Origin of the sequence: Phenylobacterium hankyongense (assembly GCF_003254505.1) — a bacterium.
In the GTDB taxonomy this organism is placed as follows: domain Bacteria; phylum Pseudomonadota; class Alphaproteobacteria; order Caulobacterales; family Caulobacteraceae; genus Phenylobacterium; species Phenylobacterium hankyongense.
Genome location: NZ_QFYP01000001.1, coordinates 981977 through 1005634 on the forward strand (window position 1 = coordinate 981977; position 23658 = coordinate 1005634).

The following is a 23658-nucleotide window of genomic DNA, read 5'->3' on the forward strand; positions in this document are numbered from 1 at the left end:
GATCAGATCAGCTTCGCCAACGCGACGGCGGTGTCGCTCATCCGCGTCGAGAAGCCCCACTCGTTGTCGTACCAGGAGAGCACCCGGCCGAGCCCGCCGTCGATCATCTGCGTCTGCGGCAGGGCGAGGGTCGAGGAGGCGGCGATGTGGTTGAAGTCGATGGACACCAGCGGGTCCTTGGTCACCGCCAGGATGCCCTTCAGCGGCCCCTTGGCGGCGGCGGCCTCCATGGCGGCGTTGATCTCCTCCACGGTCACGCCGCGGCCGGGCACGAAGGTCAGGTCGACCACCGAGACGTTCGGGGTCGGCACCCGGATCGACGAGCCGTCCAGCTTGCCCTTCAGCTCCGGGATCACCAGGCCCAGCGCCTTGGCCGCGCCGGTGGATGTCGGGATCATCGACATCGCCGCGGCGCGGGCGCGGTAGAGGTCCTTGTGCAGGGTGTCCAGGGTCGGCTGGTCGCCGGTGTAGGAGTGGATCGTGGTCATGTAGCCACGCTCGATCCCGCAGAGGTCCTGCAGCACGCGCGCCACCGGCGCCAGGCAGTTGGTGGTGCACGAGGCGTTGGAGATGACCAGGTCGTCCTTGGTCAGGGTCTCGTGGTTGACCCCATAGACGATGGTCTTGTCGACGCCGTCGGCGGGGGCCGAGACGATCACCCGCTTGGCGCCGGCCTTCAGGTGGTCGGCGGCCTTCTCGCGGCTGGTGAACAGGCCGGTGCACTCCAGCGCGATGTCGACGTTCAGCGCGGCGTGCGGCAGCTCGGCCGGATTGCGGATCGCGGTGACCTTGATCTTACCCAGCCCGACATCGATCCAGTCTTCGCCGGTGGTGACCGTGCCGGGGAAGCGGCCGTGCACGCTGTCGTAGCGCAGCAGGTGGGCGTTGGTCTCCACCGAGCCCAGGTCGTTGATCGCCACCACCTCGATGTCGCGGCGCGCGTGTTCGACGATCGAGCGCAGGACCAGCCTGCCGATGCGGCCGAAACCGTTGATGGCGACGCGAACGGGCATGGGCGGGTTCTCCTTCTGGCGCGGCAGGAACACCTAGCGCTTGATTTGCGAGGCGTTTTTTTAGGGCGAGGGTCGCCAAGTCAACCCCTGGCCCGGTCAAGCTTGGCAATGGAATGTGACGGGCGTGGCCCGCGCCGGCCGAAACTCCCCAAGGCCGCGCTTGTTCCCGGCCTTTTCAGCCGGCGACCGGCCGCACCCTCGCCGCCGCATCCCGCGCCCGTCCCCGGGCCTCGTCGACGTCGGCGCCGCGGGCCAGGGCGACGCCCATGCGCCGGCGCGCGAAGCTCTCCGGCTTGCCGAACAGCCGCAGGTCCGCGCCGGGCACGGCGAGCGCCTCGGCGACGCCCTCGAAGGCGATCGCGCGCGCCTCGAGGCCGCCGTAGATCACCGCGCTGGCGCCCGGCTCGCGCAGGCCGGCGTCCACCGGCAAGCCGAGGATGGCGCGGGCGTGCAGGGCGAACTCGCTCTGGTGCTGGGTGACCAGCGTCACCAGGCCGGTGTCGTGCGGCCGCGGGCTGACCTCGGAAAACAGCACCTCGTCGCCCTTCACGAACAGCTCGACGCCGAACAGGCCGAGGCCGCCGAGCTCGGCGGTCACCTGGCCGGCGATCCGCCGGGCGCGCTCCAGCGCCGTCGGGCTCATGGCCTGCGGCTGCCAGCTCTCCACATAGTCGCCCTTCACCTGCCGGTGGCCGATCGGCGCGCAGAAGCTGGTGACGATCCCGCCGTCGGCCGCGCGCGAGCGCACCGTGAGCTGGGTGATCTCGAAGTCGAACTCGACCCGGCCCTCGACGATCACCCGCGGCTGTTCGACCCGGCCGCCTTCCAGGGCGTAGCGCCAGGCCTCGGCGATCTGCTCAGGGCGCTCGACGTAGGACTGGCCCTTGCCCGAGGAGGACATCACCGGCTTCACGAAACAGGGGAAGCCGGTCACTTCGGCCGCCGCCCTGGCCAGTTCGGCCTCCGAGGAGGCGAAGGCGTAGGCGCTGGTGGGCAACTGCAGCTGTTCGGCGGCGAGGCGGCGGATGCCCTCGCGGTTCATGGTCAGCTGGGTGGCGCGGGCCGTCGGGATCACGGTCGCCAGCCCCTCGGCCTCGATCCGCACCAGCTCGTCGGTGGCGATGGCCTCGATCTCCGGCACGATCAGGTGCGGCCGCTCGGCCTCGACGACGGCGCGCAGGGCGGCCGCGTCGGTCATGGCGATGACGTGGCTGCGGTGCGCCACCTGCATGGCCGGGGCGTCGGCGTAGCGGTCGACGGCGATCACCTCGCAGCCCAGCCGCTGCAGCTCGATCGCCACCTCCTTGCCGAGCTCGCCGGAGCCCAGCAGCATCACCTTCACGGCGGTGGGCGAGAGCGGCGTGCCGAGGCGCATGGGCGTCAGTCCAGCTTGAGCTTGGCGGCCGAGGCCACCGCCTGGGCGGTGATGCCGAAGTGCTCGTAGAGGACCTCGGCCGGGGCGCTGGCGCCGAAGCTCTCCATGCCCACGAAGATCCCGTCCGCGCCGATGAAGCGGTCCCAGCCCATGCGGACGCCGGCTTCGACGGCGACCCGGACCTCGGTCTCGCCGATGACCGCGGCGCGATAGTCCTCAGGCTGGGCCGCGAACAGCTCCCACGACGGGGTCGAGACCACCCGCGCCCCGACGCCGTCGGCTTCCAGCAGCGCGCGGGCGGCCATGGCGATGGAGACTTCCGAGCCGGAGGCGAAGATCGTCACCTGGGCCGGGAGGCTGGCGGCGGCCAGCTGGTAGGCGCCGCGGGCGGAGAGGTTCTCGCCGGCGACGGTGGTGCGCACCGCGGGCACCTTCTGGCGCGACAGGGCCATGACCGAGGGGGTGCGCTTGGCCTCCAGCGCCAGCTTCCAGCACTCGGCGACCTCCACCGCATCGGCCGGGCGGAAGACGTTGAGGTTGGGCATGGCGCGCAGGGCGGCCAAGTGCTCCACCGGCTGGTGGGTCGGACCGTCTTCGCCGAGGCCGATGGAGTCGTGGGTGCCGACGTGGACCACGCGGACGCCCATCAGGGCCGCCAGCCGGATCGCCGGGCGGCTGTAGTCGGTGAACACCAGGAACGTGCCGCCGTAGGGGATCGTCCCACCGTGCAGGGCCATGCCGTTCATCGCCGCGGCCATGCCGAATTCGCGCACGCCGTAGTTCACATAGCGGCCCGAGTAGTCCGGCGCGTCCAGGATCGGGGTGTTCTTGACGTAGGTGTTGTTGGAGCCGGTGAGGTCGGCGGAGCCGCCGACCAGGTCGGGGATCTCGCCGAAGATGGTCTCCAGCACCGCGCCGGAGTGCTGGCGGGTGGCGGCGGCCGGCGCCTTGGTCTCGGCCTCGGCGATGAACTGGTCCAGCCGGGCGAAGGCGTGCTTGGGCAGCTCGCCGGCGACGGCCCGTTCGAACTCGGCCTTCTGCGGCGAAGCGGCGAGGCGGGCCTCCCAGGCCTTCAGCTCCTTGCGGCCGCGGCGGCCGGCGGCGCGCCAGGGGCGGTAGACCTCGTCCGGCACCACGAAGGGGTCATGCGGCCAGCCGAGGGCCTCGCGGGTGGCGACCACCTCGGCCTTGCCTAGCGCCTTGCCGTGCACGTCGTGGGTGCCCTCGAAGTTGGGCGAGCCCTTGCCGATGGTGGTGCGGCAGGCGATCAGCGTCGGCTTGTCCTGGCGCACCGCCCAGGCGAACGCCCGGCGGATCTGGCCGACGTCATGGCCGTCGATGGCCTTGACCGCCCAGCCGGCGGCCTTGAAGCGGGCCACCTGGTCGGTGGCGTCGGACAGGCCGACCGCGCCGTCGATGGTGATGCGGTTGTCGTCCCAGAGCACGCACAGCCGCGAGAGCTTCAGCCGTCCCGCCAGGCTGATCGCCTCGTGGCTGACGCCCTCCATCAGGCAGCCGTCGCCGGCCAGCACCCAGGTGCGGTGGTCCACCAGGTCGGCGCCGAACCGCGCCGCCAGGTGGCGCTCGGCGATCGCCATGCCGACGGCGGTGGCCAGGCCCTGGCCGAGCGGGCCGGTGGTGGTCTCCACGCCCGGGGTGTGGCCCCACTCCGGGTGGCCCGGGGTATTGGAGCCGAGCTGCCGGAAGTTGCGGATCTGGTCGAGGCTCACCGCCTTGCCGCCGCTCAGGTGCAGCAGGCTGTAGAGCAGCATCGAGCCGTGGCCCGCCGACAGCACGAAGCGGTCGCGGTCGGCCCAGTCGGGCCGCGCGGCGTCGTACTTCATGAACCTGGTCCACAGCACCGTCGCCACGTCGGCCATGCCCATGGGCATGCCGGGGTGCCCGGAGTTGGCCTGTTCGACGGCGTCCATGGAAAGCACGCGGATGGCGTCGGCCATGGTCTTCAAAGGGGCAGGCATCAGGGTCCCGAGTCGTTAACAGCGGCGGTGGCGCGCGGGGTCGCACGCGGGCGGGCGAGGGTCAAGGAACGCGGACCCTTCTGGAGGAACCCGACGCAGGTCTATAGATTAACCGCCACACCTTTCTGGCGATGGAGTGCGCATGATCCGGGACACCGCGGGCGAGAGCGCGCTCGATCTGGCCGCCAAGCGGCTGGAGCGGGCCGTCGCAATGCTGGAACATCGACTGGCGGAGCGGCTGAAGACCGCGGGCGCCGAGGCGGGCGGCCTGTTCGACCAGGACCGGGCCAAGCTGGCCGCCGAGCTGGACCAGGCCCGCGCCCGGGAGCGCGAGCTGGAGGCGGCCGGGGCCGAGGCCTCTGCGGCGCTAGGCCGCGCCATCCTGGAAATCCGCGCGGCGCTCAACGATGCGCCGCCGGCCGCGGAGCACTAGAGCCATGTCGCAGATCACCATCGACGTGAACGGCCGGCCCTACACCGTCGGCTGCGAGGACGGCCAGGAGCAGCACCTGCTGGAGCTGGCGCGGCTGTTCGACCGGCAGGTGCGGCAGGTCAGCCAGGACATGGGCCAATTGGGCGACACCCGGCTGTTCCTGATGGGCGCCCTTCTGCTGGCCGACGAGCTGGCGGATGCGCGCGGCCGGCTGACCAACGTGCAGGCCGAGCTCGCCCGCCTGCAATCCGAGCGCGCCCGGCTCGAGACCCGGGCCGTCTCGGCCCTGGAATCCGCCGCCAAGCGGATCGAGAAGCTCGCGGCCGAAGACGCCTGACGACGGCGCCCCGTCGCATCGCGCCCCGTCTGATCGCCGGGATCGCTTGAGAAGCAGGGCCGGGCGCACTACCTTAGGCGTCGGCGGGTCTGCTGCGGCCCTCGTCGAAGGCGACATATTCCAGCGACCTTAATTCACTCTAAGGGAGCTGTCCCTGCCTGGGATCGTGGTCCTGGGCACACGGCGCCCACCTGGTTAGCCAGGTCGAGGGAATGAAACAGTCCTTCACGGCTCTCGCGGCGCCGCCACCCATTTCCTATAAGCCAGGCGTGAACTTGGTTACGGACAAGACCGCCCTTCGAGCGCGCCTGCGCGACCGGCGCCGTCGGCTGGGGGCCGAGGTTCCGGGCGCCGCCGCCCGCGCCGCGGCCCTGCTGCCGCTGGAGCGCCTGCCGCCCTTCGCGGCGTTCAGCGGCTACTTTCCCCTGGGCACGGAGCTCGATCCGCGGCCGCTGATGCTGCGGCTGGCGGAGAACGGCGCGACGCCGTCGCTGCCGGTGGCGGTGAGCCGTGACGAGGCGCTGGAGTTCCGGCTCTGGGATCCGCGCGACGGGCTGGAGCCGGACTCCTTCGGCATCCCCTCGCCGCCGGCCTGGGCCGACGCCGTGGTCCCCGACCTGGTGATCGCCCCGGTGCTCGGCTTCGACCGCCTCGGCCATCGCCTGGGCCAGGGCGCCGGCCACTATGACCGCACGCTGGCGAACCTTCGGGCGGCCCGGCCCGTTTTCGTGATCGGCCTCGCCTATTCCGGCCAGGAGGTCGACCGCCTGCCTGTCGAGCCGCACGACCAGCGGCTCGACGCCATCCTGACCGAGACGGGCTATATCGAGGTCGGATAAGGACACCGGATGCGCTTTGCTTTCTTTGGGGATGTGGTCGGCCGCTCGGGCCGCGAGGGCCTGGCCGAGCACCTGCCGGGCCTGCGCCGGCGCCTGGGCCTGGAGTTCGTGATCGTCAACGCGGAGAACGCGGCCGCCGGGTTCGGCATCACCGAGGCCACGGCCCGCGAGCTGTTCGACGCCGGCGCCGACTGCCTGACGCTCGGCAATCACTCCTGGGACCAGAAGGAGGCGCTGACCTACATCGTCCGCGAGCCGCGGCTGATCCGCCCCGCCAACTATTCGGCCTTCTCCGATGCGCCCGGCCGCGGCGCGCAGCTGTTCGAGACCGACTCCGGCAAGCGGATCCTGGTGATCAACGTGCTGGGCCGCGTGAACATGGACGCCCTGGACGACCCGTTCGCCGCCGTCGACCGGGAGCTGGAGGCCGCGCCGCTGGGCGCCGTCGCCGACGCGGTGGTGGTCGACATCCACGCCGAGGCCACCTCCGAGAAGATGGCCATGGGCCACTTCTGCGACGGGCGCGCGAGCCTGGTGGTGGGCACCCACACCCATGTGCCGACCGCCGATTGCCAGATCCTGCCGGGCGGCGCCGGCTACCAGACCGACGCCGGCGCCTGCGCCGACTACGACAGCGTCATCGGCAACCAGAAGGAAGAGCCGCTCAGGCGCTTCACCACCCGCATCTCCGGCGGCCGCTACAAGCCCGCCGAGGGTCCGGCCACCATCTGCGGGGTGTTCGTGGAGACCGACAACGCCACCGGCCTGGCGCGCCGGATCGAGCCGATCCGCGTCGGCGGCAGGCTGTCCCAGCACGTGCCCGCGGTGGAAGTCCTCGCCGCCGGCTAGGAGCTCGCCGGCTCGGCTTTCGCCTTCCGCGGCGGCCTGAGGCTTTCGCGCGTCAGCCGCCCGGTCTTGTCGTGATCCAGCAGGCTGAAGCGGCGATCGGTGGCGCGCATCCACTCGTCCAGCGTCACCTTCCCGTCCACGTCGGCGTCCGCTGCGCTGACGGGCTCCGGCTCATTGATCAGCGAATAGCGCGCCGCGCCCTCGTGGCCCGCGCCGATCGGCGCAGGCGACGCGTCCTGGCCCCCACCTCCTGCGCCGCCAGCCCCGCCGCCGCCGCGACCGCCCATGCCGCCGCCGCCCATGCCGCCGCGACCGCCACCGCGACCGCGCCCCCCGCCGCCGCCGCCTTTGTCCCCGCTGCTCGAAGGCTGCCGGGCGCCGGCGGCCGAAGGGGCGTCATCGAAGCTGAAGCGGGTGATCTCCGGAACGACGTCGTGCTCGTAGGCCTGGGCCTCGAAGCCGTCGATCTTGCCGTCGCCGTTGGCGTCGAGCTCCTTGAAGAACCGCAGCGCGTCGGCGCGGAACTCGGCCGCGCTCACCGCGCCGTCATGATCAGTGTCGGCGTTGTAGAGCCAGGCGTTGAAGCCGTCGTGGCCCCGGAACGGCTCGCCCGAGGGGCTGATGAACAGCTGGGCGTGCGGCGGCTGCCCCTCGCCCGGAGGCTGGGCCGCGGCACCCCAGGCCAGGACGGTCGCGGCGCCGCTCACCAGGAGCATGCGGAACAGGGGCCGTGGGGCATAGGTCATGCGGGGAGCTTGACCGTGCGCTGGGGCCGAAATGCGCCGGTTGCGTGTCGCGGACGAAACGCCTGTACTGCCGGGCTTGAACGGAGGAGCCCGATGCTCGCCAAACTGGTCGTCCGCGCGATCTTCGCCGCCGTGGGGCTGTGGCTGTCGTCCAGGCTGGTCGCCGGCGTGCACTTCAGCAACGTCGGATCGCTGATCGCCGCCGCCCTGCTGCTGGGGATCGTCAACGCCTTCGTGCGGCCGGTGGTGTTCGTGCTCACCCTGCCGCTCACCATCGTCACCCTGGGCCTGTTCCTGCTGGTGGTGAACGCCGCGATGATCGGCCTCGTCGCCATGCTGCTGGGCGGCTTCCAGGTCCACGGCCTGGTCCCTGGAATCCTGGCCGCCATCGTCACCGGCGTCGTCAGCTGGATCGGCCACCTGGTCCTGCGCGACGACCGCGGCCGCCGCCGCTGAGCCCCATAGAAAAAGGGCGGGGCCTTGCGGCCCCGCCCTCGATCTTCTGGTCGGTGGACGTGGACTAGAAGTCCATGTCGCCCATGCCGCCCATGCCGCCGCCGGGCATGCCGCCACCGCCGCCGCCGCCCTTCTTGGGGGCTTCGACGATCGCCGCTTCCGTGGTGATCAGCAGGCCGGCGACCGAAGCCGCGTCCTGCAGAGCCGTACGGACCACCTTGGCGGGGTCGATCACGCCGGCCTGCACCAGGTCGACGTACTCTTCCGTCTGGGCGTTGAAGCCGAAGGTGGGCGAGGCGTTCTCGAGCACCTTGCCGACCACGATCGAGCCTTCCACGCCGGCGTTCTCGGCGATCTGACGGATCGGGGCCTGAAGCGCGCGACGCACGATGGCGACGCCGGCTTCCTGGTCATCGTTGTCACCCTTGAAGCCGTCCAGGACCTTGGAGGCCTTCAACAGGGCGACGCCGCCGCCGGGGACGATGCCTTCTTCCACGGCCGCGCGGGTCGCGTTCAGGGCGTCGTCGACGCGGTCCTTCTTTTCCTTCACTTCGACTTCGGTCGAGCCGCCGACGCGGACCACCGCAACGCCGCCGGCCAGCTTGGCCAGACGCTCTTGCAGCTTTTCCTTGTCGTAGTCCGAGGTGGTGTCCTCGATCTGCTTCTTGATCTGCGAGATGCGGGCCTCGATGGCGGTCTTGTCACCCGAGCCGTCCACGATCGTGGTGTCGTCCTTGGTGATGGTGACCTTCTTGGCCTTGCCCAGCATGTCCAGGGCGACGTTCTCGAGCTTGATGCCGAGGTCTTCCGAGATCAGCTGGCCGCCGGTCAGGATGGCGATGTCTTCCAGCATCGCCTTGCGGCGATCGCCGAAGCCCGGTGCCTTGACCGCCGCGACCCGCAGGCCGCCGCGCAGCTTGTTCACGACCAGGGTCGCGAGCGCTTCGCCTTCCACGTCTTCCGCGATGATCAGCAGCGGACGGCCGGACTGCACGACGGCTTCCAGGACCGGAAGCAGCGGCTGCAGCGAGGAGAGCTTCTTTTCGAAGAGCAGGATCAGCGGCTCTTCGAGGTCGGCCTCCATCTTCTCGGCGTTGGTGATGAAGTAGGGCGACAGGTAGCCGCGGTCGAACTGCATGCCTTCGACGACGTCGAGCTCGGTCTCGGCGGTCTTGGCTTCCTCGACGGTGATCACGCCTTCGTTGCCGACCTTGGCCATCGCCTTGGCGATCATCTCGCCGACTTCGATGTCGCCGTTGGCGGAGATGGTGCCGACCTGGGCGATCTCGGCGTTGGTGGTGACCTTCTTGGCGGAGTTCTTGATCTCCTCGACGACCTTGGCGACCGCCTTGTCGACGCCGCGCTTCAGGTCCATCGGGTTCATGCCGGCAGCCACTGACTTCAGACCTTCGACGACGATGGCCTGGGCCAGCACCGTGGCGGTCGTGGTGCCGTCGCCGGCCTTGTCGTTGGTCTTGGAGGCGACTTCGCGGATCAGCTGGGCGCCGAGGTTCTCGAACTTGTCAGCCAGTTCGATTTCCTTGGCCACCGACACGCCGTCCTTGGTCGAGCGCGGGGCGCCGAAGGACTTCTCGATGACCACGTTGCGGCCCTTGGGGCCGAGGGTCACCTTGACCGCGTTGGCCAGGGTGTTGACGCCGCGCAGCATGCGGTCGCGAGCGTCGGAAGCGAAATAGACGTCTTTCGCAGCCATGTTGGGTTCTCTTTTTCTAGAAAGGGTTTCGGAAAGTCGTCAGTCGCTTAGGCGGCCTTGGCGGCGCGATCGGCATCGAGCACGCCCAGGATGTCGCTTTCCTTCATGATCAGCAGGTCCTGACCGTCGAGCTTGACCTCGGTGCCGGACCACTTGCCGAACAGAATGCGGTCGCCCGCCTTCACGTCCAGCGGCTGGACCTTGCCGCTCTCGTCGCGCGCGCCGGGGCCGGTGGCGATCACTTCGCCTTCCTGCGGCTTTTCCTTCGCGGTGTCGGGGATGATGATCCCGCCCCGGGTCTTTTCTTCTTCCTCGACACGCTTGACGAGGACGCGATCTCCCAGAGGACGAAACGCCATGATGCTCTTTCTCCGTTCAAAACGGCTGGAATGGTGGTGACGGTGCGCCGAAGGGCCACATGTTAGCAGTCGCAGCCCTTGAGTGCTAACGTCGTCGGGGACGTAAGAAAGCTGCGGCCGGGAGTCAAGGCGGCGGCGCACGATCCCAGGGAACCCAAACGCCCCAAAAAACGTTCGGAACCTTGGCCGTACCTCCGTCGTTCTATCCTGGGTTGGGATGCGATGGGGTGCGAGATGGCTCTGCAAACCATGCTGCGCAAGGTGATCCGCGAGGGTGACCTCACGGTCCGGCTTCCGGGCGGCGACAGGCTGACCGCCGGCGACGGCTCCGGGCCGCCGGTCGAGATCGAAATCACCTCGGCGCGATGGGCCGGCAGGATCGCCGCCAATCCCTCCATGGCCGTCGGCGAGGCCTACATGGACGGCGGCCTGGTCCTGAGGCGCGGCGGCGTCTACGACTTCGTCGACCTGATCGGCCGCAACGCCAAGTATCGGCCGCTGAAGCGCGCCGGCCCGCTGTCGCGCTGGTGGCTGGACCGGCGGCTGCAGGCCAATGCGCGGGCGGCCTCGCGCCGCAACGTCGCCCACCACTACGACCTGTCGGTGGACTTCTACCGCCGCTTCCTCGACCCCGACCTGCAGTATTCCTGCGCCTATTTCCCCCGTCCCGACGCCAGCCTTGAGGAAGCCCAGGTCGCCAAGAAGCGCCACCTGGCCGCCAAGCTGATGCTGGGCGCCGGCCAGAAGGTGCTGGACATCGGCTGCGGCTGGGGCGGCCTCGGGCTGACCCTGGCCCAGGAGAGCGAGGCGCAGGTGGACGGGATCACCCTGTCGACCGAACAGCTCGCCACCGCCCAGGCCCGCGCCGAGGCGGCGGGGCTGTCGGGCCGCGCGCGGTTCTCGCTCACCGACTACCGCGACGTCGCCGGCCCCTACGACCGCATCGTCTCGGTGGGCATGTTCGAGCATGTCGGGCGGCCCAACTTCCAGACCTATTTCGACCAGGTGTCGCGGCTCCTGAAGGACGACGGCGTGGCGGTGGTCCACTCCATCGGCCGCTACGACGGGCCGGGCTTCACCCAGCCGTGGATCGCCAAGTACATCTTCCCGGGCGGCTACATCCCGGCGCTTTCCGAGGTGCTGTCGGCGGTCGAGCGGGCGGGCCTGGTGGTCACCGACATCGAGTTCCTGCGCCTGCACTACGCCGAGACCCTGCGCTGCTGGCGCGAGCGGTTCGAGGCCCAGCGGGCCGAGATCGCCAGGCTCTACGACGAGCGGTTCTGCCGGATGTGGGAGTTCTATCTCTGCGTCAGCGAGATCGCCTTCCGCTACCGCGGCCACATGGTCTTCCAGCTGCAACTCGCCAAGCGCATCGACGCCGTGCCGCTGACCCGCGACTACATCGGCGAGACGGAGCGGCGGATGGCCGAGCCGGCCCGCCGGGTCGCCTGAGCTGTTTACGCTGGAGGGGCGTTAGCGCCGCCGCTAGGGTTCTCGCGAAGGACGACCACAAGATCCCTGGAGAAAACGCCCGATGCGACGCGCCCTCGTGCTAGCCGCCCTGACCACCCTCGCCGTCGCCGGCTCCGCCGCGGCCGAGACCTGGACCAAGTTCGCCGACGTCGGCAACGGCACCCAGTGGTCCTACGACTCCGACTACACCTACAAGGACAAGCAGTCCGGCCGCCTGGTGGTCATGCAGGCGATCTCCAAGCCGGAAGCCAAGCTCGGCCCCTCGGGCCCGGGCAAGGCGGACGGCGTCGGCAGCGTGGTGGCCATCGACTGCGGGGCCAAGACCATGATCTCCGTGGGCTCCTACACGCCGTCCAAGCCGCTGGAGATCCCCGACGGCTGGCGCGCCGGGGCGCCGAAGAAGGTGGTCGGCGCGGAGAACGTGGCGCTCGCCGCGGCCGTCTGCCCGCACGTCGACCACGTGCCGGTGAAGTAGGCCCGCACCTTTCCAAAGCTTAACTGGAAGTCGCCGTCCCGGGCGCCCATATCCGGCCCATGGGGCGGTGGCTGAAACTGATTCCGGCGCTGGCGGCGCTCGCACTGGCGAGCGCGATGATCGCCATGAGCGCGACGCACCGGCTGTTCTCCTGAGCTGACCGCCGTGGCGCGGACGACCGCGCTGTCGCCCGATCCCGCTGGCAGATCGAGACGGCTCCGCCCGGCCTGCCGGGCCGCCGGCCAGGGAGCTGCGGGCCGGACGATGAAACGCTTGTTTGATTTCCGCTGAATATGCGCCAAAGCTGGCGGCCTGCTTTTTCGGAGGCGGCGCCACGCGCGGGGTCCAGGCGGCTTCGTGGCCTCGGCCCGCCGGAGATGACCTGGGAGTGACCCGATGACGATGACCGCGGACCGGCCGGACTCCGGCTTCAAACTGGACCCGAGCGACCAGCTCAACGACCTGCGGATGTCCGCCAAGGCGCTGCCGCTGCTGGAGCACGTGAAGCGCTTCATCCGGGAAACCGTCGAGCCGATGTCCGAGGAGTTCCATCGCCTGGGCGAAGGCTGGACGGACATCTGGAGCTATGCGCCCGGCCAGCTGGAGGTCTTGGAAGCGGCCAAGGACAAGGCCAAGGCCGAGGGGCTGTGGAACTTCTTCCTGCCGAACGCCGAAACCGGCGAAGGCCTGTCCAACCTCGACTACGCCTACATCGCCGTCGAGCTGGGCAAGAACCGGCTGGCGTCCGAGACCATGAACTGCGCCGCGCCCGACACCGGCAACATGGAAGTCCTCGAGCGCGTCGGCACGCCCGAGCAGAAGGAGCGCTGGCTGAAGCCCCTGCTGGAAGGCAAGATCCGCTCGGCCTTCGCCATGACCGAGGTGAACGCCGCCTCCTCCGACGCCAAGAACGTCAACACCCGCGCCACCCTGGTGGGCGACGAGTACGTCATCAACGGCGAGAAGCACTACATTTCCGGCGCCGGCGACCCGCGCTGCAAGATCATGATCACCATGGTCCAGACCAGCCCGGACGGCCCGCCGTCCCTGCGCCAGTCGCAGATCCTGGTGCCCACCGACGCCCCCGGGGTGAAGATCGTAGGGCCCATGTGCGTGTTCGGCGACCCGGACGCTCCGCACGGCCACATGCACATCATCTTCGACAACGTCCGCGTGCCGAAGGAGAACATGCTGCTGGGCGAAGGCCGTGGCTTCGAGATCTCGCAACTGCGCCTCGGCCCCGGCCGGATCCACCACTGCATGCGCGCGATCGGCTCGGCCGAGAAGGCGCTCGACCTGATGGTGACCCGCGGCCTGACCCGCGAGGCGTTCGGCAAGCCGATCATCCAGCTGGGCGGCAATATCGAGATCGTCAGCCGCGCCCGCATCGAGATCGAGGCCATGCGCCTGATGGTGCTGAAGGCCGCCAAGGCCATGGACGTCCTCGGCAACCAGGAAGCCCGGGTCTGGATCCACATGGTCAAGGCCATGGTGCCCGAGCGGGTCTGTCAGATCATCGACCAGGCGATCCAGATGCACGGCGCGCTGGGCGTCAGCCAGAAGACCCCGCTGGCCCGGATGTACACCTCCACCCGCACCCTGCGGATCGCCGACGGGCCGGACGAGGTCCACCACATGGTGGTGGGCCGCAACGAGCTGCGGCAATACCGCGAGGCGCCTAGCGACCCCTCCATGGCCGCCGTGTTCCGGAGCTAGCCGGACCAGGCGCAGCTTGGCCATGGCGCGACCGGGGCTGCGGGTGTAAGCCGCCCCGGTCGAATGAGCTCAAGCTTCCGCATAAGGCGCCTCGACCCCGCCGAGGCGCGCAGGGCCGCGCCGGCGCTCGCCGGCGTGCTGCTCGACTGCGTGGCCGCCGGCGCTTCCGTCAGCTTCATGGCCGACCTCACCCGGGACGCTGCGGAGGCGTTCTGGCGCGAGGTGGCGGAGGCGACCGACGGTCGGGCCCTGCTGGTCGCCGAGGACGACACGGGCGTGTTCGGGACCGTCCAGGTGGTCCCCGCCTGGTCGCCGAACCAGCCGCACCGCGCCGATATCGCCAAGCTGCTGGTGCATCGGCGTGGGCGCAACCGCGGCGTCGGCCAGGCGCTGATGGCCGCCGCCGAAGCCGCCGCCCGCGACCTGGGCCGCACCGTGCTGATGCTCGACACCATCACCGGCGAGGCGGGCGAGCGGCTCTACGCCCGCATGGGCTGGGTGCGGGTCGGCGAGATCCCCGATTTCGCCCTGATGCCCGACGGCCGGCCCGCGGCCACCACCATCTTCTACAAGGCGCTGGGCTGATGCGTTCCGCTCGCCCGGCCCTCCCCCGTCCGACCGGAGACCGCCGCCGCGGTCCGGCGGGCGGCTCGTCCTTGCGCACGGTGCGCAGCGGATCCGCGGACGAGGGGGCCTGTGCCCCCCTCGCGAGGCGGATCGCAACCCTGGAGGACTTCCATCATGACGGCTCTTATCGGCGCCTTCGTCGTCGCCACGGCCTTTCTGACCGCGACCCTGTCGGGAGTGTTCGGCATGGCCGGCGGCCTGGTGCTGATGGGCGCGCTGGCGCTCGTCCTGCCGGTCTCCGCGGCCTTCGTCACCCACGGCCTGCTGCAGCTGGTGGCTAACGGCTGGCGGGCGATCCTGCATCGCCGGCACGTGGAATGGCGGATCGTCGCGGTCTATGCGGCCGGCTCGCTGGCCGCCGCGGGCGTGGTGGCCCTGGTCGCCCTGCAGCCCTCCAAGCCCCTGCTCTACCTGCTGCTGGGCCTGGTGCCCGGCCTGGTGTGGATCCCGCAGGGCTGGCTGAAGCTCGACGCCGCCGACCCGCGCCAGGCCTTCGTCTCCGGCCTCGGGGTCACCGGCCTCAACCTGACGGCCGGCGTGGCCGGGCCGCTGCTGGACATCTTCTTCGTGCGCACGGCCCTGACCCGCCACGCCATCGTCGCCACCAAGGCCGCGACCCAGGTGTTCAGCCACCTGATGAAGATCGTCATCTACGGCGCGCCGCTGCTGGCCACCGGCGGCAAGGGCCTGCCGCCGCCATGGGTGTTCGGCCTGGCCGTACCGCTGTCGATGGCCGGCACGGCGGTGGGAGGCCTGATCCTCGACAGGATGAGCGACGTGAACTTCAAGCGCTGGCTGCGCTGGATCGTGACCGTGATCGGCGCGACCTATCTGGTCCAGGCCGCCCAGCTGTTCCTGGCGGCCTGAGATCAAAAAAAGAGCCGGGCGCAAGCGCCCGGCTTTGAAGTCATTAGGGAGGAAACGCCCAGGATGGGCGACCCCACAGGTATGTCGTGTTCGGGCCGGCGCAAGGCCGACCGCCAAGATTTTTGAGGAAGGGCGAAGAAAATGCAGCTCGAGCCGAAGGTGCTGGAGAACCGCTTCGTGCGGCTGGAGCCGCTCGCGCTCGGGCATCGGGAGGACCTGCGCGACGCCTGCGACGCGGACCTGCGCACCTGGATCGAGCTCTATCCCTACTCCATGGCCGCCGAGCACTTCGATCCGACCTGGGCCAGGATCATGGCCGACGTGGAGGCCGGCCGCACCATCGCCCATGCCCTGGTCGTCGACGGCCGCGGGCGCGGCATGAGCAGTTACCTGAACGTCGACCCCGCCAACTCGGCCGTCGAGATCGGCGGCACCTACTATGCGCCCGACCTGCGCGGCGGCCCGGCCAACCCGGCGGCCAAGCGGCTGTTGCTGGGACACGCCTTCGATAGCGGCGCCCGGCGCGTGCAGTTCAAGGTCGACGCCCTCAACGCCCGCTCCCGCGCCGCGGTGCTGAAGCTGGGGGCGGTGCAGGAGGGCATCCTGCGCCAGGAGCGTGTCACCTGGACCGGCCGCATCCGCGACACGGTCTACTTCTCGATCCTCGCCGACGAGTGGCCGGCGGTGCGCGACCGGCTCGACGCGCGGCTGGCGGCGCTCGGCTAGGACGCGCGGCGGGCGCGGAAGAAGGCCTTCAGCATGGCCGAGCTCTCCGCCGCCAGCACCCCGCCGGTCACCGTCGGGCGCGAGTGGCAGGTGGGCTGCTCGAAAAACCGCGGTCCATGCGCCACCGCCCCGCCCTTGGCGTCGTCCGCCCCGTAGACCAGCCGACCGATGCGCGCGTGGCTGATCGCCCCGGCGCACATGGCGCAGGGCTCCAGGGTGACCACCAGGGTGAGCCCGGTCAGCCGGTAGTTGCCGCGCTTGCGGGCCGCCTCGCGCAGGGCGACGATCTCCGCATGGGCCGTGGGATCGTGCGATCCGATCGGCTGGTTGGCGCCCACGGAGACCACCTCGCCGGTCGCCGGATCGACCACGACGGCCCCGACCGGCGTCTCGCCGGCGTCGGCTGCGGCTTGCGCCGCGTCGAGGGCGATGCGCATGGTGCGATGATCATGGTCCACAAACCGCACCGAACCGACGGCGCCCCGTCCGGTCAAGCCCGCATGTCCCCGGAAACGGCTGACGAGAAGGGCGAACGCGTCGCCAAGGCCCTGGCCCGCGCCGGCGTCGCCTCCCGCCGCGAGGTGGAGCGGCTGATCGAGGCCGGCCGCGTCGCCCTGAACGGCAAGGTGCTCACCACGCCCGCCGTGAAGGTCGAGGCCGGCGACATCCTCACCGTCGACGGCGCCGTGGTGAACGACGCCGAGCCGGTGCGGGTGTTCCGCTACCATAAGCCGGTGGGGCTGATGACCACCCACAAGGACCCGCAAGGCCGCCCGACGGTGTTCGAGGCGCTGCCGGAGGGCCTGCCGCGGCTGATCTCCATCGGCCGGCTCGACCTCAATTCCGAGGGCCTGCTGCTGCTCACCAACGACGGCGGCCTGGCCCGGGGGCTGGAGCTGCCCGCCACCGGCCTGCTGCGCCGCTACCGCGCCCGGGCGCGCGGCCGCGTCACCCAGGAGCGGCTCGACAAGCTGAAGGACGGCATCACCGTCGACGGCGTCCGCTACGGCCCGATCGAGGCCACCCTCGACAAGGCCAAGGAAGGCCCGCAGGGCGCCAACCTGTGGATCACCGTCGCGCTCGCCGAAGGCAAGAACCGCGAAGTCCGCCGCGTGCTGGAGGCGCTGGGCCTGACCGTGAACCGGCTGATCCGCCTGGCGTACGGTCCGTTCGCGCTGGGGACCCTGGAGGTCGGCGAGATCGAGGAGGTCGGCCCGCGGGTGATCCGCGAGCAGCTGGCCGACTTCGTGGCCGAGGGGAACATGCCCTCCGGCGACCGGCCGCAGTTCCAGAAGACCAGCACGCCGACGCCGGGCCCGCGCCGCGGGGCGGTGGAGATCGAGCGCGGCAACCTGCGCCGCGACGACCGCCCGGCCCGCTACTCGCCGCCCAACCGCCGGCGCGGCGGCGGCGAGATCCGCAACGGCCCGACCGGCGGCGCGGGCGCCTCGTCCACCCGGCCCTCCAGCGAAGCCGTCAGCGGCCGCGGCAAGCCGGCGCGGGGGTTCGACAAGCGCCGGCCCGCCGCCGAAGCTCCGGTGAAGAAGGACTACAAGCCCGGCTGGGCCAAGCCGAAGCCCGGCAAGCCGGTGGCGACCAAGCCGGCCGGCGCCCGCCCGTCCGGCGTCCGGACCTCCGGCGCCAAGCGCTCGGGGCCGGCAGGCGCAGCCCGCGCCGGAGCTCCAAGTTCGGGGCCCCGTAGCGGCGGGGCGGCAAGCTCCAGTCCGCGGCCCCCGAGCCCGCGCGGCCCGAACGCCCGCGGTCCCGGCGCCGGCGCTCCGCAGTCGGCCGCCGCCCGCGCGCCGGCCGGCCGCCCCAGCCGGCCCAGCGGTCCCAAGGGCTCGGCGCGGCCGGCCGGTCCGCGCGGAGCCGGCCCGCCGCGTTCAGGCGGCTCCAAGCCGGGCGGGTTCAAGCCCGGCGGCGGTAAGCCCGGCGGATCCAGGCCCGGCGGCAAGCCTCGCGGCCCGAAGCAGCGCTAGACCCCGAAGATCACCCGGCCGTCCGGTCCGATCCGCCAGGCCGGGTTCCAGGCGATCTCCCAGGCGTGGGCGTCGGGATCCTCCACATAGCCGCTCAGGCCGCCGTGCGGCGGCGCGACGGCTCCGCGCAGCAGTCGGCCTCCGGCGCGGACCAGGCTGTCCATGGCCGGCGCGACGTCCGCCTGCCGCGCCACGTTGTGCGCCAGGGCATAGGCGCCTGGGCCGGCCGCAGGCCGCTGCATGTCGGCGGCCAGGGCGCTTTCCAGCCAGGTCCCGAGCACCAGCCCGTTCATCTGGTAGAAGACGATCTCCGGGGTCTCGAACACCGGCGTCCAGCCGAACCCCTCGGCATAGAACCGGCGCGAGCGCGCCAGGTCGGCGACGCCCAGGGTGATGACGGCGATCGATTGAAGCATGATCCAGGCCCCGCTGCGGCCGGCGCGGGATGCGCCGGACCTCCGTCCTGGGACTTGGCGCGCTTGCGCCAGACAGAACTCCCGTTCAAGGGAGCGACCGGGCTAACCACACCGGTCCGCCTTTTCCGACGCCGCCGAGCTTAGGCGAGGCGATTGCGGCGTCAAGGCGGCCCCAAGGCGCGAGGACAGGCGGTTTGCGTATCGTTTCCGGAGACTTCCGCGGCAAGACCCTGGTCGCGCCGCAGGGGCAGGCCACGCGGCCGACCTCCGACCGCGCCCGGCAGGCGATCTTCAACATTCTCGAGCACGCCGCCTGGTCCAACGGGGTGCGCGACGCGCGGGTGATCGACCTGTTCGCCGGCTCCGGGGCGCTTGGCTTCGAAGCCCTGTCGCGGGGCGCGGCCTTCTGCCTGTTCGTGGAGACCGACGAAGCCGCCCGCGGCGCGATCCGCGAGAACGTCGACGGCCTCAGCCCGAACGGGGGACTCTTCGGTCGCACCCGCGTGCATCGCCGCGACGCCACCGACCTCGGCGTCCGGCCCGGCGCCGACGGGCCGGCCTTCGACCTCGCCTTCCTCGATCCGCCCTACGCCAAGGGCCTGGGCGAGGCGTCGCTGGCCAAGCTGGCCGCCGGCGGCTGGCTGGCGCCCGGCGCCATCGTGGTCTTCGAGCGCGGCGTGGACGAGGCCGCCTTCGCCGTCGAGCGCTTCGAGGAACTCGACGCGCGCGACTACGGCGCGGCCCGAGTCCACTTCATGAGGTTGATGGATTAAGTCCGCTCACGGACAATATCGCCCAGGTGTTCGGCGGCCTGGCAGGCCCGTTGTCGCAAATATTTCGCGAAACATTCTTGAGCCAGAGCCGCTCGCATAACGTGCTATTAGTCGCGCGACGTCATCTCCTGCGGGCCTTTTTCCGCAGGGACGGTCGATGATGCTGCTTCTGGACATTGCGCCCTACGCGCCGCCTGTTTCGCCGGATACGCACGGCCAGACAGTGTTCCAGCGCTTCCAGGACGAGCCGGACACCATGGCCATCGCCGTGGTCGATGCTGACGACCGTCCGGTCGGGCTGATCGAGCGCAATCCCTTCCTGATCCGGATGGCCGCGCAATACGGCCATGCCCTGTGGGCCGGGCGGCCGGTGTCCAGCGTCATGAACACCGATCCGGTGATGGCCGACGGCGACGTCACCGTGGCCGAGTTCTGCGGCCGGGTGCTGCAGGAGCGGCCGTCCGAACTCCTGCACGGCTTCATCGTCACCTGCGGGGGCCGCTACGCCGGGGTCGGCGCGGCGCTTTCGCTGTTGCAGGCCTCGGCCGCCGCCACGGCCTCCTATGCCCAGGAGATGACCCGGCTGGCGGAGGTGGCGGACGCCTCCAGCCGGGCGGCGCACGAGGCGCTGGCCGCCAAGGGACGGTTCCTGGCGGTGATGAGCCACGAGATCCGCACGCCGCTGAACGGCGTGCTGGCCGTGGCGGAGATCCTGCGGCGCAAATCGCAACAGCCGGACCTGGAGCCGTTCATCGACACCATCCTGGAATCCGGCGGCACGCTGCTGCGCCTGTTGAACGACGCCCTGGACCTGTCGCGCGCCGAGGCCGCCGGGCTGGAGCTCGACGAGGCCCCGTTGCTGGCCGCCCAGCTGCCCGGCGACGTCGCCGGCCTGTGGGCCGCCAAGGCCGAGCTGAAAGGCCTGGTCCTGCAGGTCAGCTACGACGGACCGCCCGACCTCTGGGTGCTGGCCGATCGCGTGCGGCTGCGGCAGGTGCTGAACAACCTCGTGGGCAACGCCCTGAAGTTCACCGACCGCGGCAAGGTCGAGGTGCGGCTTTCCGCGCACGTCGACGGCGACTACGTGCGGCTGGCCGGCGAGGTCGCCGACACCGGCCCCGGCGTGCCGGCGGATCGCATGGAGACCATCTTCGCGCCCTTCCAGCAGACCGACGAGGGCGTCCGGCTCGGCGGCGCGGGCCTGGGCCTTGCGGTGTGCCGCCAGATCGTCGAGCGGATGGACGGCGCGATCGGCGCGCGGGCCAACCCCGAGGGCGGCGCGATCTTCGCGTTCGAGATCCCGCTCCACCGGCTTGCCGAACCCGAGCAGGTGGCGGCCGAACTGGGCGCGGCCGAGGCCGTCCAGGCGCCGCTGCACGTGCTGATCGTCGACGACAACGCCACCAACCGCGTGGTCGCGCAGACGCTGTGCGAGATGTTCGGCTGCACCACCGAGTGCGTCGAAGACGGCGCGAAGGCGGTCGAAGGCGCCGCCACCGGCCGGTTCGACCTGGTGCTGATGGACGTCAAGATGCCGGTGATGGACGGCGTGGAGGCCACCCGGCTCATCCGCTCGGGCCCGGACACCTGGTCGCAGGTGCCGATCCTGGCCCTGACCGCCAACGCCGACCCGTCCGACGCCGCCTTCTACCGCCGCTGCGGGATGAACGGGGTGGTGGAGAAGCCGATCAAGCCCGACCGGCTGCTGGCCGCCATGAGCGCCGTGCTGCAGATCGACCGGGCGGCCCCGACGGAGGACGCCGAGGTCGCCTGACCTTCACCGCGCCTGACCGCTAGGCCGCGGCGGCCGGATCCAGCTCCAGTCCGAAGGCTTCGCGCAGCCCACGCCGTCCGGCGGGGGTGACGATAGCGGCGCGGTCCTCGCGGGCCCGTTCGATCCAGCCCAGCTCCAGCAGGCGCTGCAGCAGCCGCGCGGCGAGCGGCCCTGCCAGGTGCCGGCGGCGCTCGGTCCAGTCGAGGCAGGGCCGCGCCAGACCCCGCCGGCCGGCTTTCAGCCCGTCCAGGTCGACGCCCAGCGCCAGCAGGCGGTCGCGGCCCGCGATGGTGAGCGCGTAGCGGTCCGGCCCCTCGGCTTCCACCAGGCCGTCGCGCTCGAAGGCGTCGGCGAGCGCCACGGCGATCCGCCCGGCCAGATGGTCGTAGCAGGTGCGCGCCTCGCGCAGCCGTCGCGCCTTGGGCGACAGGGTCGGGTCGAGCGCGCGGGGCGTGGGCGACAGGGCGCCCAGCGCCTCCAGCGCATGGGCGACCTCCGGGCCGGCGAGCCGGTAATAGCGGTGGCGGCCCTGCTGCGTCACCGCCACCAGACCACCCCCCGATAGCTTGGCCAGGTGGTTGCTGGCCGCCGGGGACGACACGCCGGCCAGCCAGGCGAGCGCGGTCGCCGGCAAGGCGCGCCCGTCCAGCAGCGCCAGCAGGATGGCGGCGCGGACCGGATCGCCGATCAGGGCCGCGGGCGTGGCGACATTGGCCTCCATGGCGGGTCCTCCTCACCGCACCCTAGCCTCTCGCGGCGCCGGACGGTTCACGCGTGGCTGAAACGTCGCCGACGACGCATGCACGCCCCCCGGCAACCTCCGCGCGCCTAGCGGCGGCCGAACAGGCGCTCGATATCGGCGAGCTTCAGTTCCACATAGGTGGGCCGGCCGTGGTTGCACTGGCCGGAGTGGGGCGTGGCCTCCATCTGGCGCAGCAGGGCGTTCATCTCCGGGGCCGAGAGCCGGCGGCCGGCGCGGACCGAGCCGTGGCAGGCCATGGTCGAGCAGACCTCCTCCAGCCGCTCCTTCAGGGCCAGGGCCTGGCCGTTCTCGGCGAGATCGTCGGCGATGTCGCGCACCAGGCCGGCGACGTCGGTCTCCCCCAGCAGGGCCGGCGTCTCGCGGACCAGCACCGCGCCGGGGCCGAAGGCCTCCAGCACCAGGCCCAGGCTCGCCAGCTCCGCGCCGCGGGCGCAGACCCGCTCGGCCTCGGCCGGGTCGAGTTCCACCACCTCGGGCAGCAGCAGGCCCTGGCGGGTGACGCCGCCGTCGGCCATCTCCGCCTTCATCCGCTCATAGACCAGCCGTTCGTGGGCGGCGTGCTGGTCGACGATGACGACGCCGTCGCGGGTCTGGGCGACGATATAGGTTTCGTGCACCTGGGCGCGGGCCGCCCCCAGCGGGTAGTCGACCGGGTCGAACACCGCCGCCGAGGCCGGTTCGCCGACGCCCTGCGGAGCCTCCCACTGAGGCGCTTCCCACTGGGGCTCGGAACGCGCCGAGACCTCGGTCAGGCCGGGGATCGACTGGACGGCGGCGGCCAGGCCGGCGGGATTCCAGCCGCCCTGGCGCCAGGCGGAGAAGCCGGCGGCGGAGGGCTGCGGCGGCGGCATGCCGGGGCGGAAACCGCCCAGGGCGGCGCTTGAGACGGTGGTGGAGGCCCGGTGGCCGGCGCTGGCCAGCGCATGGCGCAGGCCGCCGACGATCAGCCCGCGCACCAGGCCGGGATCGCGGAACCGCACCTCGGCCTTCGCGGGATGGACGTTGACGTCCACATAGGCCGGGTCGAGCTCGATATAGAGGGCGGCCAGCGGATGGCGGTCGCGGGCCAGGAAGTCGGCGTAGGCGGCCCGCAGCGCGCCTTGCAGCAGCCGGTCGCGCACCGGCCGGCCGTTGACGAACAGGTACTGGTGGCCGGCGTTGCCGCGGTTGTAGGTCGGCAGGCCCGCGAAGCCCGACAGCCGCACGCCCTCACGGTCGTGGTCGATCAGCAGGGCGTTGTCGGAGAACTCCCGGCCCATGATCGCCGCCAGCCGGGCGAGCCGCCCGTCGTCGCCCTTGGTCTCCGCCGGCAGGCGCAGGGTGCGGCGACCGTCGAGGTCCAGGGCGAACGACACCGCCTCGTGGGCCATGGCCTGGCGCTTGATCTCCTCGGCGATGGCCATGGCTTCCGAGCGCTCGGACTTCATGAACTTCAGTCGCGCCGGGGTGGCGTAGAACAGGTCGCGCACCTCCACCCGCGCGCCGTGCGGGCTCGGGAAGGCGGCGGGGGAGACCGCACCCACCGCCCCGCCCTCGACGAAGATCGCATGGGCGTCGGCGGCGCCCCGGGCCCGGCTGGCGATCGACAGGCGCGCCACCGAGCCGATGGACGGCAGGGCCTCGCCGCGGAAGCCGAGGGTGGCGATGCGCAGCAGGTCGTAGTCGCCCGCCGCGTCCGGCGACAGCTTGGAGGTGGCGTGCCGCTCCACCGCCAGCGGCAGTTCGTCGGGCGCCAGGCCGGCGCCGTCGTCGGCCACCAGGATGCGGGTCAGCCCGCCGCCGTCCGCCTGGATCTCGACGCGGGTGGCCCCGGCGTCGAGCGCGTTCTCCACCAGCTCCTTGACCGCGCTCGCGGGGCGTTCCACCACCTCGCCGGCGGCGATGCGATTGACGGTCTCGGGCGGCAGGCGACGGATAGGCATGGCTGAGCTTTCGCGGACTGCACAATATAGGACGATTCCGGAGCGGC

Annotated in this window: 23 protein-coding genes, 1 other RNA gene and 1 pseudogene; 15 read left to right on the plus strand and 10 right to left on the minus strand. The window is 71.3% G+C overall.

Translation table 11 applies throughout. The features are described from left to right. Nucleotides 1-2: 2 nt before the first annotated feature. From gap to tkt, 3 genes are all read right to left on the minus strand, one after another. The gene (gene gap, locus DJ021_RS04710; protein WP_111458976.1) at nt 3-1013 is read right to left on the minus strand and encodes a type I glyceraldehyde-3-phosphate dehydrogenase; all 1011 of its coding nucleotides are present in this window, start codon (nt 1011-1013) and stop codon (nt 3-5) included. A gap of 175 nt (nt 1014-1188) precedes the next feature. Then, nucleotides 1189-2388, minus strand: a complete 1200-nt coding sequence (purT, locus tag DJ021_RS04715) for a formate-dependent phosphoribosylglycinamide formyltransferase (protein ID WP_111456444.1) — start codon at nt 2386-2388, stop codon at nt 1189-1191. 5 nt (nt 2389-2393) lie between these two features. Beyond that, nucleotides 2394-4367 (minus strand): transketolase, encoded by a 1974-nt coding sequence (tkt, locus tag DJ021_RS04720; RefSeq protein ID WP_111456445.1) that lies wholly within the window; start codon nt 4365-4367, stop codon nt 2394-2396. Between the two features lie 142 nt (nt 4368-4509). Here tkt and DJ021_RS04725 point away from each other — a divergent pair, with 142 nt between their 5' ends. From DJ021_RS04725 to DJ021_RS04745, 5 genes are all read left to right on the plus strand, one after another. Continuing rightward, nucleotides 4510-4800, plus strand: coding sequence for a DUF4164 family protein (locus DJ021_RS04725; RefSeq protein WP_111456446.1), 291 nt, complete (start codon nt 4510-4512; stop codon nt 4798-4800). 4 nt (nt 4801-4804) lie between these two features. Continuing rightward, nucleotides 4805-5137 (plus strand): cell division protein ZapA, encoded by a 333-nt coding sequence (locus tag DJ021_RS04730; RefSeq protein WP_111456447.1) that lies wholly within the window; start codon nt 4805-4807, stop codon nt 5135-5137. A gap of 86 nt (nt 5138-5223) precedes the next feature. Next, nucleotides 5224-5384: non-coding RNA, 6S RNA (gene ssrS / locus DJ021_RS04735), on the plus strand. A 22-nt stretch (nt 5385-5406) separates the two neighbouring features. After that, on the plus strand, nt 5407-5976 hold the full coding sequence (locus DJ021_RS04740; RefSeq protein ID WP_207801771.1) for a 5-formyltetrahydrofolate cyclo-ligase: 570 nt from the start codon (nt 5407-5409) through the stop codon (nt 5974-5976). A gap of 9 nt (nt 5977-5985) precedes the next feature. After that, nucleotides 5986-6825 (plus strand): TIGR00282 family metallophosphoesterase, encoded by an 840-nt coding sequence (locus DJ021_RS04745; RefSeq protein ID WP_111456448.1) that lies wholly within the window; start codon nt 5986-5988, stop codon nt 6823-6825. Here the strand turns inward: DJ021_RS04745 and DJ021_RS04750 are convergent. Beyond that, on the minus strand, nt 6822-7571 hold the full coding sequence (locus DJ021_RS04750; RefSeq protein WP_111456449.1) for an EF-hand domain-containing protein: 750 nt from the start codon (nt 7569-7571) through the stop codon (nt 6822-6824). The two genes, DJ021_RS04745 and DJ021_RS04750, sit on opposite strands and share 4 nt — an antisense overlap. 93 nt (nt 7572-7664) lie before the next feature. On the opposite strand from DJ021_RS04750, the gene DJ021_RS04755 reads away from it, so the two are divergent. Next, nucleotides 7665-8027 (plus strand): phage holin family protein, encoded by a 363-nt coding sequence (locus DJ021_RS04755; RefSeq protein ID WP_111456450.1) that lies wholly within the window; start codon nt 7665-7667, stop codon nt 8025-8027. Between the two features lie 64 nt (nt 8028-8091). Here DJ021_RS04755 and groL read toward each other — a convergent pair whose 3' ends face one another. Continuing rightward, on the minus strand, nt 8092-9741 hold the full coding sequence (groL, locus tag DJ021_RS04760; protein WP_111456451.1) for a chaperonin GroEL: 1650 nt from the start codon (nt 9739-9741) through the stop codon (nt 8092-8094). Between the two features lie 47 nt (nt 9742-9788). Continuing rightward, nucleotides 9789-10100 (minus strand): co-chaperone GroES, encoded by a 312-nt coding sequence (gene groES / locus DJ021_RS04765; protein WP_111456452.1) that lies wholly within the window; start codon nt 10098-10100, stop codon nt 9789-9791. A 234-nt stretch (nt 10101-10334) separates the two neighbouring features. Here groES and DJ021_RS04770 point away from each other — a divergent pair, with 234 nt between their 5' ends. The 6 genes from DJ021_RS04770 (at nt 10335) to DJ021_RS04795 (ending at nt 15984) form a co-directional block, all read left to right on the plus strand. After that, a complete protein-coding gene (locus DJ021_RS04770) occupies nt 10335-11552 on the plus strand; it encodes an SAM-dependent methyltransferase (RefSeq protein ID WP_111456453.1) in 1218 nt (405 codons plus the stop codon). Nucleotides 11553-11634: 82 nt separating this feature from the next. Continuing rightward, nucleotides 11635-12048 (plus strand): hypothetical protein, encoded by a 414-nt coding sequence (locus tag DJ021_RS04775; protein ID WP_111456454.1) that lies wholly within the window; start codon nt 11635-11637, stop codon nt 12046-12048. Nucleotides 12049-12444: 396 nt separating this feature from the next. Beyond that, a complete protein-coding gene (locus DJ021_RS04780) occupies nt 12445-13764 on the plus strand; it encodes an acyl-CoA dehydrogenase family protein (RefSeq protein WP_111456455.1) in 1320 nt (439 codons plus the stop codon). A 63-nt stretch (nt 13765-13827) separates the two neighbouring features. Beyond that, nucleotides 13828-14349 carry a GNAT family N-acetyltransferase gene (locus DJ021_RS04785; protein ID WP_111456456.1) on the plus strand — a complete coding sequence of 174 codons (522 nt, stop codon included), beginning with the start codon at nt 13828-13830 and terminating at the stop codon, nt 14347-14349. 156 nt (nt 14350-14505) lie between these two features. Continuing rightward, on the plus strand, nt 14506-15258 hold the full coding sequence (locus tag DJ021_RS04790; RefSeq protein WP_111456457.1) for a TSUP family transporter: 753 nt from the start codon (nt 14506-14508) through the stop codon (nt 15256-15258). 141 nt (nt 15259-15399) lie between these two features. Further along, nucleotides 15400-15984 carry a GNAT family N-acetyltransferase gene (locus DJ021_RS04795; RefSeq protein ID WP_111456458.1) on the plus strand — a complete coding sequence of 195 codons (585 nt, stop codon included), beginning with the start codon at nt 15400-15402 and terminating at the stop codon, nt 15982-15984. Here DJ021_RS04795 and tadA read toward each other — a convergent pair. Further along, entirely contained in the window at nt 15981-16451 is a 471-nt protein-coding gene (gene tadA, locus DJ021_RS04800; protein WP_424444183.1) for a tRNA adenosine(34) deaminase TadA, read from the minus strand. The two genes, DJ021_RS04795 and tadA, sit on opposite strands and share 4 nt — an antisense overlap. Before the next feature lie 33 nt (nt 16452-16484). On the opposite strand from tadA, the pseudogene DJ021_RS19165 reads away from it, so the two are divergent. Then, nucleotides 16485-17274, plus strand: a pseudogene (locus DJ021_RS19165) (pseudouridine synthase); the annotation flags it as partial. Between the two features lie 685 nt (nt 17275-17959). Here the strand turns inward: DJ021_RS19165 and DJ021_RS04810 are convergent. Continuing rightward, nucleotides 17960-18379, minus strand: a complete 420-nt coding sequence (locus DJ021_RS04810) for a VOC family protein (protein ID WP_111456461.1) — start codon at nt 18377-18379, stop codon at nt 17960-17962. 194 nt (nt 18380-18573) lie between these two features. On the opposite strand from DJ021_RS04810, the gene rsmD reads away from it, so the two are divergent. Both rsmD and DJ021_RS04820 read left to right on the plus strand, forming a co-directional pair. Further along, a complete protein-coding gene (gene rsmD / locus DJ021_RS04815) occupies nt 18574-19152 on the plus strand; it encodes a 16S rRNA (guanine(966)-N(2))-methyltransferase RsmD (protein WP_111456462.1) in 579 nt (192 codons plus the stop codon). A 157-nt stretch (nt 19153-19309) separates the two neighbouring features. Continuing rightward, nucleotides 19310-20926 carry an ATP-binding protein gene (locus DJ021_RS04820; RefSeq protein ID WP_111456463.1) on the plus strand — a complete coding sequence of 539 codons (1617 nt, stop codon included), beginning with the start codon at nt 19310-19312 and terminating at the stop codon, nt 20924-20926. A gap of 19 nt (nt 20927-20945) precedes the next feature. On the opposite strand, the gene DJ021_RS04825 is transcribed toward DJ021_RS04820, so the two are convergent. Beyond that, nucleotides 20946-21647 carry an ArsR/SmtB family transcription factor gene (locus DJ021_RS04825; protein WP_111456464.1) on the minus strand — a complete coding sequence of 234 codons (702 nt, stop codon included), beginning with the start codon at nt 21645-21647 and terminating at the stop codon, nt 20946-20948. A gap of 107 nt (nt 21648-21754) precedes the next feature. Further along, nucleotides 21755-23611: a DNA mismatch repair endonuclease MutL gene (gene mutL, locus DJ021_RS04830; protein ID WP_111456465.1), complete on the minus strand. Its 1857-nt coding sequence runs from the start codon at nt 23609-23611 to the stop codon at nt 21755-21757. Nucleotides 23612-23658: the final 47 nt, after the last annotated feature.

What these genes read in the sequence shown, in the direction of transcription:
- gap (WP_111458976.1), bottom strand. Translation starts at nt 1,013, where the DNA reads ATGCCCGTTCGCGTCGCCATCAACGGTTTCGGCCGCATCGGCAGGCTG.
- purT (WP_111456444.1), bottom strand. Translation starts at nt 2,388, where the DNA reads ATGCGCCTCGGCACGCCGCTCTCGCCCACCGCCGTGAAGGTGATGCTG.
- tkt (WP_111456445.1), bottom strand. Translation starts at nt 4,367, where the DNA reads ATGCCTGCCCCTTTGAAGACCATGGCCGACGCCATCCGCGTGCTTTCC.
- DJ021_RS04725 (WP_111456446.1), top strand. Translation starts at nt 4,510, where the DNA reads ATGATCCGGGACACCGCGGGCGAGAGCGCGCTCGATCTGGCCGCCAAG.
- DJ021_RS04730 (WP_111456447.1), top strand. Translation starts at nt 4,805, where the DNA reads ATGTCGCAGATCACCATCGACGTGAACGGCCGGCCCTACACCGTCGGC.
- DJ021_RS04745 (WP_111456448.1), top strand. Translation starts at nt 5,986, where the DNA reads ATGCGCTTTGCTTTCTTTGGGGATGTGGTCGGCCGCTCGGGCCGCGAG.
- DJ021_RS04750 (WP_111456449.1), bottom strand. Translation starts at nt 7,571, where the DNA reads ATGACCTATGCCCCACGGCCCCTGTTCCGCATGCTCCTGGTGAGCGGC.
- DJ021_RS04755 (WP_111456450.1), top strand. Translation starts at nt 7,665, where the DNA reads ATGCTCGCCAAACTGGTCGTCCGCGCGATCTTCGCCGCCGTGGGGCTG.
- groL (WP_111456451.1), bottom strand. Translation starts at nt 9,741, where the DNA reads ATGGCTGCGAAAGACGTCTATTTCGCTTCCGACGCTCGCGACCGCATG.
- groES (WP_111456452.1), bottom strand. Translation starts at nt 10,100, where the DNA reads ATGGCGTTTCGTCCTCTGGGAGATCGCGTCCTCGTCAAGCGTGTCGAG.
- DJ021_RS04770 (WP_111456453.1), top strand. Translation starts at nt 10,335, where the DNA reads ATGGCTCTGCAAACCATGCTGCGCAAGGTGATCCGCGAGGGTGACCTC.
- DJ021_RS04775 (WP_111456454.1), top strand. Translation starts at nt 11,635, where the DNA reads ATGCGACGCGCCCTCGTGCTAGCCGCCCTGACCACCCTCGCCGTCGCC.
- DJ021_RS04780 (WP_111456455.1), top strand. Translation starts at nt 12,445, where the DNA reads ATGACGATGACCGCGGACCGGCCGGACTCCGGCTTCAAACTGGACCCG.
- DJ021_RS04785 (WP_111456456.1), top strand. Translation starts at nt 13,828, where the DNA reads ATGAGCTCAAGCTTCCGCATAAGGCGCCTCGACCCCGCCGAGGCGCGC.
- DJ021_RS04790 (WP_111456457.1), top strand. Translation starts at nt 14,506, where the DNA reads ATGACGGCTCTTATCGGCGCCTTCGTCGTCGCCACGGCCTTTCTGACC.
- DJ021_RS04795 (WP_111456458.1), top strand. Translation starts at nt 15,400, where the DNA reads ATGCAGCTCGAGCCGAAGGTGCTGGAGAACCGCTTCGTGCGGCTGGAG.
- DJ021_RS04810 (WP_111456461.1), bottom strand. Translation starts at nt 18,379, where the DNA reads ATGCTTCAATCGATCGCCGTCATCACCCTGGGCGTCGCCGACCTGGCG.
- DJ021_RS04820 (WP_111456463.1), top strand. Translation starts at nt 19,310, where the DNA reads ATGATGCTGCTTCTGGACATTGCGCCCTACGCGCCGCCTGTTTCGCCG.
- DJ021_RS04825 (WP_111456464.1), bottom strand. Translation starts at nt 21,647, where the DNA reads ATGGAGGCCAATGTCGCCACGCCCGCGGCCCTGATCGGCGATCCGGTC.
- mutL (WP_111456465.1), bottom strand. Translation starts at nt 23,611, where the DNA reads ATGCCTATCCGTCGCCTGCCGCCCGAGACCGTCAATCGCATCGCCGCC.